The sequence below is a fragment of the Anaerobiospirillum sp. NML120511 genome (assembly GCF_023050955.1).
GTDB lineage: Bacteria > Pseudomonadota > Gammaproteobacteria > Enterobacterales > Succinivibrionaceae > Anaerobiospirillum.
Genome location: NZ_JALKIK010000009.1, coordinates 69,356 through 81,645 on the forward strand (window position 1 = coordinate 69,356; position 12,290 = coordinate 81,645).

A 12,290-nucleotide genomic window follows, 5' to 3' on the forward strand; every position below is an offset into this window, starting at 1 on the left:
CGGCCGGGCCTGCACCAGAGGCCGCCTGGGGCCGGGACTGAGGCCATGGCCGGCGCCATGGCAGGAGCCATGTCCTGGCGCGTATCGTACTGCAAAGGTGCAATTTACGGCTGCACAGGCTAACCTCACGCTAATCCTTGCTGCATATGCTAGAGTTTTACCATAAAGGGCGCCCCGCCGTGCCGGGCCCTGCTATGCCAGGCATCAGGTCAGGCGCCGGGGCGTGTGTTCAGGCGCCTGGGCGTGTGCCCATACCGCAGTCAGCTGGAGATAGATGATGATTAAACGGACAGCATCAAAAACAGGCCGTGCTCTTAAAAGACTGGCTGCAGGCGCGCTTGCAGCAGCAGTACTGACAATACCAGCTGCTGCTGCCGCTCCGGATGACAGCATTCTCATTCCTCAGATCGGTACAGCCGGTGTGCAGGGTATTACCGTGCAAAAGGAAATGGCCATAGGTGAGTTTTTCATGCGCACGGCCCGCTCACAGCTCAATGTGCTCGACGATCCGGTGCTCAGTGAATATGTCACTACCCTGGGCAACAGATTGCTTGCCCATGCCGATCATGTGAACTTTCCCTTTACCTTCTTTGTGGTCAATGATCCCAGCCTCAATGCCTCGGCCTTTCTGGGCGGCAAGGTGGCTATCAATACCGGCCTTTTCAACTATGCCATGACCGAAGATGAATTTGCCTCGGTTATTGCCCACGAAATTTCCCATGTCACCCAGCGCCACATTGCCCGATTTGTCGAGAGCATGACCGTAACCAGTCAGCTGTCCATGGCCGGTATGATTGGCTCCATTGTCATGTCCATTTTAAATCCGGCTCTTGGTATGGCCGCTCTGTCCACCACCATGGGCGCACAGATGCAAAGCCGTATTAACTTTACCCGCGACAATGAGTATGAGGCCGATCGCCTGGGCATAGCCCTGCTTTATAAATCAGGTATGAATCCCTATGGCGCTGTGGACATGTTCAAGCGCCTGCTGGCCCAGCAGGGCAATATCAATCCGGCCTTTACTCTGCTTATCGACCACCCGCTCTCTGACATACGTGTAGCCGAGGCTCAGAACCGTGCTCAGATTTATGGCCGGCGCGACAATTCCTCCAATGCTGACTATTTTATGGCTCAGGCCCGCATTGCCGTGCGCTTCTCAGGTCATAAGGACAAGGCTGATTTTCAGAAGCTCCGTGAGGTCATCAAGGCCAATGTCGACAAGCGTCCGAAAGCCTATGTCAACTATGCTCTGGCCCTGACCGAATATGAGCTTGAAAATTACGAGTCTGCTCTTTCGTATCTGGACAGGCTGCCGGTTAACAAAAACACCAGCCTTTTCGTGCTCGATCTCAAAACTGATATTGACCTCAAGCGCGGTCATGAGGCTCAGGCCATTGAGCGCCTGCAGGCCCGTTACCGCGTCATGCCGCGCAATCAGGTCATAGTGGCCAATCTGGCCTCAGCCCTGATTGAAAACAGACAGCTGACCCGGGCGCGCAGCGTGCTTAACAATTACCTGCGCCTGCGTCCTGATGATTTGCTGGCCCTGAGCCTGCTTGAGAAGACCCAGCGTGAGCTCAAGGACAAATGCGAGGCCCTGCAGACCAGGGGTGAAATCTATGCCCAAAGCGCCGCCTACCAGCAGTCCATTGGCATTTACGGTCAGGCCCTGCGCGAGTGTACCCAGGAGCTCACCCGCGAGCGCATCAAGGCGCGCGTAGCTGAAATCTCCATGCAGCGCTCCTTTGACGAGGCCCTGCTAAGTCAGTAGTAAGGCCCGGCAGCCGCGCCGTCGCAGAGCTGTGGCGCTGCCTGCAGCTATGGCTCAGGCACTGCGCCCACAGACACAAAAGCCCCGTGAGCATCAGCTTACGGGGCTTTTGTATTTACAGAGCGGATAATGCTGCCCTGAGCTCTAAGCCGGAGCATTGAGCAGCACCGGCCCTAGAGGGCGGCGCCCTGAATGGCAGGGGCGTTGCGGTTTGGCAGGCCGTTGCCCTGACCTACGTCACGGGCATCACGAATTTTGACCACATGGGCCGGAGCCACGTTGGCAGGGTTGATACGTGAGTCAGGACGGTTCTTGCTGGCAGGACCGATACGCTCAATCATGGCCGGGCGGATGTAGGCATTCTCCACAAAGCTGAAGTTCCATGGGGACAGGTACTGGAACTCGCCGGCATGACGCATGGTGGCCGCAAGATTTTCGGCCTTGGAATTGGTGGAAACCTCAAGTACCAGCTGACCGTTGTCAAAGCCGATAATGCGGATATCGCCGTCAAAGCCGTAGGACACCATAATCTGGCGCACAGACTGGACGTCCTGCAGGGATTTGACATTGCTGATGCTCATGCGCACAAAGCCCTCGCCAGGGCCGAGCATATCGATATCAACATTGCTGGCCTTCATGGCAGCAGGAGTCATCATCTGATCCTGATTTGCCTGCCAGGTCATAAGAGCACGGGCAATATCACCGGCGCCCAGAGAGGAAACCTCATCCATAAGACCGGTTACCGATGAGCTTGAGACCGGCTGGCCGTCACGGTTGTACAGATTCCACTTGAAAGTAACATTGCTCTCCTCTGGCACTGAGGTAAAGGAGCCGGCAATGAAATAATCCGCACCGTAACGCTCAGAGGCTCTGGTCAGAGCCTCAATGTCCTGATCAAGCACAGTGGCCACCTTGATGTCCTTTATTTCCTGCAGATCAAGAATAGGGAAGATAAGACGGTATTTGTAATCTGAGGTGGCAGCCATGATGGACTGGGCAAAGCTGGTCAGATTCTGACCGGACACCAGGCTCATATTGGCGCTGCCGTCAAGACCGGCCATCCACACCAGCACAGGATTGGACAGGCCCTTCCAGGAGGAGGCACCTTCCTTTTTGAGAATGCTTTCAGCCATGGGAATGGAAAAGCGCAGGACCAGATTGCCATCGGCATCAGAGGTAAAGCTGCGCAGAGCCGGGGCCACATCATTGATGGTCAGTTTGGAGCTTTTGCCAAGGCCCAGGGTAATGCCGCTTTCAAGGCTCTTAAAGCCGTCCATGACAGCATTGTCAAAGGTGGTCAGTACAGGCACGCTCACCTCCTGCACGCGCTCGGCATTACCGTCGAGCACACCAATGGTGGTGCCCTCACCGGTGCCAAGACCGTGATGACCGCCCAGATCAAGGCGCTTGTTACCTGAGCTCTGGTTTTCAAAGGTAAAGGCAGGACGCTTAGGTGCTGGAGCACCTACGGCAGCGGCAGCACCGGCACTGATTTTCTCAGGGGAAAAAGCGCCCACGACGCTGGCAGCCGGGCCACCGGCACGTGCTGCAGGAGCAGCGACACCACCTGCACGTGCAGCCGGTGCAGTTGCAGCAGCCTTGGCAACGGCGCCTGCCGGGGCAGCAGCAGCTGGAGCAGCAGGGCGGGCCGGAGCGGCGCGCAGTTCAGCTGCTGCAGGAGCGGCCGGTGCGGTATTTTCCTGGGCGGCCATGGCAGAGGATGAACCCAGCACCATAGCCAGCGAAGCGGCCAGAAGCGATAGCCTGTGATTAAGCATGTTTGCGTCCTTTGCAGAAATCCTGTGCTCCATGAGCATGATTGAAACTGTAATGGTCAAAAAGACTGCCCGCTGCAGGCAGTAAGACACATCCACCGGCGCCTGAGCACCTGAGCACCTGAGCCAGCACTCTGGCCAGGACCCTGGGGCCTGTGATGTACGGGGCAGCTGCGCCTGCATGCATGAATGCATGCATGAGCATGCTGCGCTCCATAACAGCAGGTTTCGACAGTGCATCTGACAGGGCATGCCGGAAACATGCCAGTTTGCCCGAACCCCCACTGCAGGCTCATGATAATGCATTGCATCATAGCACAGGCACAGGAAAGGGCAGGAATACAAAGCCCGCAGCTGTCAGTAAACAGGCGCGCCCGGCCCTGCGCTGCTCCAAAAAAGCACATGCTCGCCCTGCAGCTGTCACTCCCATAACGACAGGCCCAAAACGGCCCACGTGCAATCTCAGGTGCCGGATGGCCGACGCCCGGGGGCTGTCAGCTGTGACCGTGGTCCTGACACCAGGGGGCTGTCAGCTGTGACCGTGGTCCTGACACCAGGGGGCTGTCAGCTGTGACCGTGGACCTGACACCCGGGGGTTGTCAGCTGTGACCGTGGGCATGGCTCCAAGGTGGCAGAAATGCAGTCATAAAGGGTTAAAAAGCCGATAACTTTGCCGCTTTTTCTCAAGAATCGATGCTTTTGCTGTATAATTGGCCATTCATTTTTTCACGTTGCATACTGAGGCAATAATACATGGCTACCAATTTAACCTACAAAGACGCTGGTGTTGATATCGATGCCGGTGAAGAGTTAGTTGAGCGTATCAAGGGCCCTGTCAAGCGCACTTCCCGCCCTGAGGTTATCGGCGGTCTGGGTGGTTTTGGCGCCTTAACCCGTATTCCTAAGGGTTACAAAGAGCCTGTTCTGGTTTCCGGCACTGATGGTGTTGGCACCAAGCTGCGTCTGGCCATTGATCTCAAGCGTCACAACACCGTGGGCCAGGATCTGGTTGCCATGTGCGTAAACGACTTAATCGTACAGGGCGCTGAGCCTCTGTTATTCCTCGACTACTATGCAACCGGCAAGCTCGATGTTGACGTAGCTGCTTCCGTAGTTACCGGCATTGCCAAAGGCTGTGAAATGGCCGGCTGTGCCCTGGTAGGCGGTGAGACTGCTGAAATGCCTGGCATGTACGAGACCGGTGATTACGATCTGGCCGGCTTCAGTGTTGGTGTGGTTGAGGCTTCCAGGATTATTGACGGCTCCAAAGTCAAGGCCGGTGACACCCTCGTTGCCATCGCCTCCAGCGGCCCTCATTCCAATGGCTACTCCCTGATCCGTCACATCTTCAAGCATGCCGGTGTTAACCCTGAGCAGGATACCCTGCCATCAGGCAAGACCGTTGCTGATGCCGTAATGGAGCCTACCCGCATTTTCGTCAAGCCGCTGCTTGAGCTCATCAGCAAGGTTGATGTTCACGCCATGGCCCACATCACCGGTGGCGGCTTCTGGGAGAATATCCCACGCGTGCTGCCTGAAGATGCCGTAGCCACCATTGATGCGGCTACCTGGCAGTGGCCGGAGATCTTTGAGTTCCTCAAGACCAAAGGCAATGTATCAACCTACGAAATGTACCGCACCTTCAACTGCGGCGTAGGCATGTTTGTCGCTCTGGATGCCGCTGACGCCCAGAAGGCTGTTGAGATTCTGACCGCTGCAGGCGAGAAGGCCTGGATTGCCGGCTCCATCGAGAAGCGCCCAGCTGCTGATGCCGCTCAGGTAACCATTCTCAACATGCAGGACTAATAATCCAGCGCCGCCTTGCCCAATGCAGGGCTTAATGAAAAAAGGCACAGGGCTCAGTCTCTGTGCCTTTTTTCATGGCCGCAGCCTGGCAGGAACAGCCCGCTGCCCATGAGCGCACGGCCATCCTGACCCACGCGTCCATGGCCGCGCCTGCAATGAGGGCACAGACAGCGCCGGGCAGCTCCGGTGCTGCGCAGTGCCCTGCTCCAGACCATGCTCTGGTCCATTGCTGGTCCATTGCCGGGGCCGGCCATGGGCGGGCAGCCTGCCCAGGCTTGATCAGTCCTGATTTCCCCGGTCGCGGCGCCGTGTATAATGGGGTTAGCATTATTTTCACATGCAGAAATATCAGGGACAGTGCGGTAAGGGCGCACAGTAAGCTGCAGATGCCTGACCATGGAGTGCAGGTGCCGCTGCAGCAGCTACAAGGAGAAGAAGGGGTATGTCATACAGCGCCAGACAGGTTACCAATGGTACCGAGCTGATAATGGCCGTTTATGAAGAGGAGCCGGAAATCATTGTTCAGGGCTCTCTGGCCTCAGGTGTTTACTATGGCTGCAAGAGCTTCAAGCGCCTTAGTGTCAGCCTTATTCTGCTTTTTATCTGCCTTTTTGCCTCCATCTACTATCCGGCCCTGATGCTCCCTGGTTCAGTGGTCTGCGCCGGTCTGCTGGCTCTGTTCAGTCTGCCCCTTATTTATCTGAGCTTTGCCAATATTTCCGTACGCATGATTAACCGTATCCGCAGGCTCTACCAGCCTGTTAAATTTGACCCGGCTGCTCAGACCCTGCGCCTGCGTTCCATCAGTGAAAGCTCAGAGTCTGCTGATGATATGCCGGTGCGCCGTCGCAATCTGAACAGGGAAAAAGCCGACAGCAAAAAGCAGTCATCAGACGAGCGTATCTGACGCTCCATGCGGCAGCGCGCCCAACCAGTGCCCGGCTGCCACCAGCTGTCCACATATCAAGTCTCATACCGCGCCCTGCTCTTATCTTCATGCGCAAGGCCCCTCCCCGCTCATGGCACCACGGCCTGATGCGGGGTTTTTATTTGCTCAGCAGCGCCCAGCCTGCATGCCTGCCATTTATCCGTCTCATTGCGCGGCGTGGTCGCAGCGCGCCATGCTCGCAGCGCGGCATGCAGGCTTGGGCGTACCAGGCACAACCCTGGCCGGGGCGGCTGCATGTGGACATATTAAATGACCATGAGCTAATTTACGGCATTTAATGCCAGGAAAGTGATAAGCTTGGGGGCATATTATGAAGTGTGGTTTATGTTTTGACAGCACAGATATCTGGGGAGCGTGTTAAGTGAAGATTTCCCGCTGGCGTAAAGGCTCTGAGCCCAAGGAAAGTGACAAGACTGCAGCGCAGCCTCAGGAGGTCGCAACTGCATCAACAGCCCGTGACCGCCTGAGAGGCCTTTGGGGCCATCAGGACAGTGGCCTGTCCCCTGAGGACTCAGTTCCTGCCGCAGGCGCAGCTGCAGAGGACGGTGCCCGGGAAGCTGGTACCGGAGCCGACGGGGCAGCTGGCGCTGCTGCAGCTGCAGGCGCAGCCGCAGCTGCTGTGTCGTACGGCTCGGGCAGGATTGCCCGTGAGCGTCTTAATGGCCTGCTCACTGAGCGTCAGGCAACCGGGGAAAATTCAGTTGCTGAAGCTGCAGAGCCTGAGCTTTCAGCGGCTGCCAGTGCCCACATGCGTCTTAATACCGTCTTTATGGACAGCGATGAGTACCGCAGGCGCAAAGCCATGGCAGCAGCAGCTGCAGCTGTCGCAGCGGCCTCTGCAGCCACGCCTGCTGAAGCTGCCATGGCCACAGCAGCTGCGCCAGAGGCAGATGACTTTGACGAGACAGAGGACGCTGATGACTCAGATGAGCTGCTGCTGACCATCAAGACCCCGGCCAGGAAAACTGAGCTTGTTGCCAGTGATTTGCTGCAGCGAGTTGAAAATGGCAGTGATGGGGCAGCTGCAGTGGCAGCAGCCATGGCCGGTGACGGATCTGCTGCCATGGCCGGAGCCGGGGCTGTGACTGCTGCAGCATCGGATGCTGTGGCAGCAGGCGAGAGCGCCAGGGAACAGGGCAGTGAGGTAAATACTGTCTTTTATCCCGTGGTGGTCTATACCCCTGAGGAGCTTGATGAGGCCAGGCGCAGCGGTGCTGAGCGTATTCTGGTAAAAGGTGAGCTTGCCCGCAAGCTGCGTACTGCATTTAAGGGACTGCGATCCATAGGCGCCGGATCTCTTAATTTGCTGGCTCTTGGTTTAAGCGGTGCGGCGCTCTTTGCGCCATTTACCGGTGGTGTTACCCTGGGAGCAGCCGGTACCGCCATGGGAACGCTGGGTGCCGCCCTGACCGCAGCAGCCATTGCAGCCATCTCTGCCATTGGTTTTACGCTGGTAATTGCCGTATTCAAAGGCTATGAGGAAGTGCGCCTTGGCGGCGGCGGTGTTGAGCTGGTAATCAGGAAAGGCAAAAAGAGCAGCCAGTAACAGAGGTCAAAAGTTTTTAACAGCCTGGTGCCGACAATAATGATGTATTGTGGTTAATGAATATATAAGGGGAACAGGGCTTATTAAAAAACCTGCATGCCCTGATGGCCTATGTCCGGTCCGGCGGTCGGCGCATGCACGGTCATGACGCAATGTTACTGCTCATGCACAGCTGACAAAGAAAAAGACCAGTACCTCCCCAGGGAAGTACTGGTCTTTTTCGTTAAAGGGCGCGGGCTGCAAGCCCGCAGCCGTCTTTGCCCTGTGCGCCCTGAGTGCGTTTTATGCGACCTGGCTGGCCCCGTGGCGGCTCATGAGCGGCTGCAGCTGCAGCCGCCAGGGGCAAGGTGCCTGAATGAACCTGGCGCAGGGCGGATAATTACAGGCCAATCTGCATTTCTGCGTTTACCTGGGCATCCTTGAGTACGGCATCGATGTCATCGCCACCCAGGACGCGCTGGAGGGCCTCGGTGCAGATAGACTCAATGGCATAGGTGTGAGGGCCATAGTTTACGGCAGGAATTTGATTGTTCCATTCGGCGAACATGTTGTAGATCTTCTGGCCGCCAAAGAATTCATTGGCCTTGTCGTAATTGGTGATCTTTGAGGTGTCCTTGAGGGCATTTACCAGGGAAATGCGTGGTACCAGATCATTGAGCAGCTCCTCGTTACCGGCCATGGTTTCCTTTAAGAAGTCCATGGCAATGTCGGCTTTCTTGGAGTAGCTGTTAACATACCACTGGGAACCGCCCAGATTGGAGTAGTGGGTTGCATTTTCCACAGTGCTGAGCTTTGGCAGAGGGGCAACACGCCACTTGCCAGCCTGATCCTTGCTGGCCTCGATGGAAGGGGTAATCCAGCAGCCCTGAATAACAGTGGATACAGCGCCCTGCTGGAAAGTGGCCAGCAGCTGGTTCCAGCCGTTGTAGTAGGTAACCAGATCCTCATCCTGCATCTTCTTGAGAATGGTCAGAGCCTCGCGGAAAGCGGCATTGTTCTCAAGATTTACCTTCTTGCCATCAGGAGTGGTGTACCAGGAGCCTGCTGACTGCATCATGACACGGACAATGCCGAGATCGCTAGGGTCATAGGCAAACAGGTAGGTTCCGGTCTTTTCCTTTACCTTCTTGCCCATTTCAATGAGTTTGTCCCAGGTAATGTCCTGAAGATCCTCAAGCTTGTAGCCGGCCTTCTCAAAGAGGTCGATACGCAGGAAAGTGGCAGTTACACCTGAGTCAAATGGTACGCCATAGTGCTTGCCATCATAGCTTGAAGCGGCAGTCTTGTAGTCTACGAAGTTGGAGACATCAACCTTGCCGTCAAGTGGCTTCATAAAGCCGTCATATCCGATAAGGAAGTTCTGAACACGATAGTCTTCCATCAGCACTACATCTGGCAGAGTGCGGGTGTTCTTGGCACCAAGGGAGGCATTGAGTTTCTGAATGATGTCTGGCTGACCGATGGACTCAACCTTGACCTTGACATCAGGGTGCTTTGCTTCATAGCGCTCGGCAGCCATGCGGGCAGCCGGTACATTGAAGTGGTCATCCCAGCACCAGACCTTGATCTGGGTCTGAGCAGCCATGGCTGAAGAAGCCACGATAACACCTGAGCCGATCAGGGCAGCAATAACAGACTTTAATCTCATAACTCAATCCTCAATGACAATTCACACTGTCCTGACCTCAGTCTGAGCAGCCAGCTTCCTCTGGAGCGGCCAGCAGCGACGGCAGGGACAAGGACACTGTGAAATTATAGGACAAATTGACAGGGGGCGTGCCTGCACAGGACTGTGCTAATCACATAATGAGATTGATGTCTCATTTTAGCAATCGTTTTCACTAGTAAGCACTGCGGCCCGGTACGTAACCAGTGTGCACGCACCCGGTAACAGGCACGCTGCGTGCCTGTGCCTTGCAGTGCGCCGCCTCCGGTGCCATACACGCCGGAGCGCAGGGCGCTGCGTCAAGCGTTCTGTGTTAAAGCCTGCAGCCTGCCTGTCGTGGGCAGGTTCAGATGCAGCAGGCCCCGACTCAGCTTTTGCCGGGTCGGGGCTTGTGGTTAATTGACTGGGGGACGCCAGCGGTCTGTAAGGCCCGGCGTGCATCAGGCGCCGTGCATCGAGTGTCGTGTGGCGTGAACTCAGGAGCGCCTGTCAGTGAGCAGGTTTTCCATGCCCCTGATGAAGATATGGATAATCATGGTGTGGATTTCCTGCATGCGGTCAGCATAGCCATCGTGAGGGACTATGATCGCAAGGTCACACAGATCCTTGAGCTGTCCGCCATCCTTGCCCAGCAGGCAGATGCTCTTAATGCCTTTTTCACGGCAGACGCGGCAGGCTTCAATAATGTTTCTGGAGTTTCCTGAGGTGGAAATACCAAGGAAAACGTCATTTTTAAAGCCGGCACCCTCAAGAAAGCGTGAGAAGACATAATCAAAACCGTAGTCATTGCCCACACAGGTGATATGGCAGGGGTCGCAAATGGAAATGGCTGGCAGGGCCGGGCGGTTGAGGCGATAACGTCCGGTGAGCTCCTCGGCAAAGTGCATGGCATCGCACATGCTGCCGCCATTGCCGGCGCTGATGATTTTGCCGCCTGCACGTATGGATTCAACCATCATCTCAATGCCCTTTTCAATAAGCTCTCTGGTATCAGGGGCTTCGATGAAGCCTGAGAGCACAGCCTGGGACTCTTTGAGATCATCCATGACGTTAAAAGAAAGCTTATCCATAGAACATCCTCAATCACTAATCATAAACAGGTCCGGCAGAGCAAGAACCGGCCCGGACAGAGCACTGCACTCAGGCAGCCCCCGGGCCGCCTGCTGCAGGACCGGCCGGCAGGGGCCAGGTCGGCAGGCCTGGTCGGCACGCAGGGCCGATGGGCCCTGGCCGGGACTGTCGGTGAGCGGTGCCTGAGTTAAACAGGGGTACGGCCCATTACACGGTCTTCCCATTCCTTATAGGCAGCGCCGTCAACCTCTTTGGCGCGGGCCAGGGCATCAAGCTCAGCCTGTGAGAGCAGGCGGGAGATAATCTCGCTCTTTTGCTCCTTGAGGCGCTTTTTGTAATCGCCCTTGCTCTCTTCCTTACCCTTTTCCAGATAAGGCATGTCGTATTCACGGCTCCAGTTGCTGCCAGCCATCTGCTGCTCGTTAACCACGGCTGTTTTACAGCCCTGAGCAAGGTCAATCATGGTATCGACATGTACGGCATGACGTGAGACCTCAACAGGCATGACCTTGAAGCAAAAGCCCTCAGGACGGCGCCAGCGTGATCCCTCCATGGCATTGCTTTCCATGGCCAGATTAAAGCCTGTCTGGCCACCGGTCATGGCCAGATAAACCTCAGCCAGAAGCTGGGCGTCCAGCAGAGCGCCGTGCTGAACACGGTGCTTGTTGCTGACGCCAAATTTGTTACAGAGGTTATCAAGATTTACCTGAATACCACGGTGCAGGCGCAGGGCCAGAGCCACAGTATCGGTAACCGAGGCCATGGAGGCTGTGGTCTCATTCAGTCCCATCAGGGCAAATTCGCGATCCAGGAAGGAGGTATCGAACTTGGCATTGTGAATGAGCAGCTCCGAGCCACGGATAAAGTCGATAAGCTCAGGGGCAATATCACGAAACAGCGGCTTGTCCTTGAGGTCATCCCAGGTCATGCCGTGAACCCTGGTAGCGCCCTCATCTACCGGTCTTTCAGGATTGATGTAGACCTGCAGTTCGCGACCGGTAATGCGGCGGTCTATGATTTCCACACAGCCAATTTCAATAATTCTGTGATCGCCTGGAGTGCCGTCATCAGACTTGCCTGTAGTTTCGGTATCCAGTGCTACCTGTCTTAACATCTGCCTTTCCTGAAAATAAGGTCCAAGTTCCCTGAAGCGTATCCCACTGGCCCCTTATGACACTCAGCTGATGACTTGTCAGCAGGTATAAGGGGCGGAGCGTACTGCCGCCTCAGCAATCAATGCACAAATATTAACCCATTGCAGGGATATTGTGAAAAATACCGGGCCCCCTCCGCCATTTTTGCAACTCTCCATCCCGGCAGGGATGTGGCAGGCATGGGCATGGTCAGGCGGGGGCAGGCCCTGTACTGCCCGGCCTGACCTGACCGGCGGTCTTTGCCATACAAGGCATGGCCACTGAGGCCATGGCTGTGCTGGGCCGGGTCCGGCGCCCGTGCGCTCAGGGGGCTTTATGTGGAAGGCTGCATGTGTGTGCTCTGGTGGCAGGGGGAGCGTGGGCAGCTGCTCTGGGGCCGTGCGGTCTGCATGCATGGGGCGCGTGCCCGGCTGGCTGCGTAGCAGGGGAGCTTTGAGTGCAGTGTGGGGCGGATTGGGCTGTTCGGGTGGTCTGTTTGCCTGGTTTTGCAAAAATTACATTCAATACGGCTGTATATGAGGGTAAAAGGGGGTGAACTTGTATGCTGACATG

The 12,290-nt window shown here is 56.2% G+C and carries 8 protein-coding genes; 4 read left to right on the plus strand and 4 right to left on the minus strand.

Annotated features, from left to right (window positions below; genetic code table 11):
• The first annotated feature begins 274 nt into the window (after window positions 1-274).
• Entirely contained in the window at window positions 275-1,771 is a 1,497-nt protein-coding gene (locus MXE39_RS04215; RefSeq protein ID WP_246977495.1) for a M48 family metalloprotease, read from the plus strand.
• Window positions 1,772-1,944: 173 nt separating this feature from the next.
• On the opposite strand, the gene MXE39_RS04220 is transcribed toward MXE39_RS04215, so the two are convergent.
• Window positions 1,945-3,609 carry a DUF2066 domain-containing protein gene (locus tag MXE39_RS04220; protein WP_246977494.1) on the minus strand — a complete coding sequence of 555 codons (1,665 nt, stop codon included), beginning with the start codon at window positions 3,607-3,609 and terminating at the stop codon, window positions 1,945-1,947.
• A gap of 690 nt (window positions 3,610-4,299) precedes the next feature.
• Between MXE39_RS04220 and purM the strand changes: the two genes are divergently transcribed.
• From purM to MXE39_RS04235, 3 genes are all read left to right on the plus strand, one after another.
• On the plus strand, window positions 4,300-5,352 hold the full coding sequence (gene purM / locus MXE39_RS04225; RefSeq protein ID WP_246977493.1) for a phosphoribosylformylglycinamidine cyclo-ligase: 1,053 nt from the start codon (window positions 4,300-4,302) through the stop codon (window positions 5,350-5,352).
• A gap of 442 nt (window positions 5,353-5,794) precedes the next feature.
• Entirely contained in the window at window positions 5,795-6,259 is a 465-nt protein-coding gene (locus MXE39_RS04230) for a hypothetical protein (RefSeq protein ID WP_246977492.1), read from the plus strand.
• A 403-nt stretch (window positions 6,260-6,662) separates the two neighbouring features.
• Window positions 6,663-7,847 (plus strand): hypothetical protein, encoded by a 1,185-nt coding sequence (locus MXE39_RS04235; RefSeq protein WP_246977491.1) that lies wholly within the window; start codon window positions 6,663-6,665, stop codon window positions 7,845-7,847.
• A 379-nt stretch (window positions 7,848-8,226) separates the two neighbouring features.
• Here the strand turns inward: MXE39_RS04235 and MXE39_RS04240 are convergent, their stop codons facing one another.
• The 3 genes from MXE39_RS04240 to dnaQ form a co-directional block, all read right to left on the minus strand.
• Window positions 8,227-9,495 (minus strand): sugar ABC transporter substrate-binding protein, encoded by a 1,269-nt coding sequence (locus MXE39_RS04240; protein ID WP_246977490.1) that lies wholly within the window; start codon window positions 9,493-9,495, stop codon window positions 8,227-8,229.
• 494 nt (window positions 9,496-9,989) lie between these two features.
• Window positions 9,990-10,583 carry a D-sedoheptulose 7-phosphate isomerase gene (gene gmhA, locus MXE39_RS04245; RefSeq protein WP_246977489.1) on the minus strand — a complete coding sequence of 198 codons (594 nt, stop codon included), beginning with the start codon at window positions 10,581-10,583 and terminating at the stop codon, window positions 9,990-9,992.
• Between the two features lie 188 nt (window positions 10,584-10,771).
• On the minus strand, window positions 10,772-11,698 hold the full coding sequence (gene dnaQ, locus MXE39_RS04250) for a DNA polymerase III subunit epsilon (protein WP_246977488.1): 927 nt from the start codon (window positions 11,696-11,698) through the stop codon (window positions 10,772-10,774).
• Window positions 11,699-12,290 lie beyond the last annotated feature (592 nt).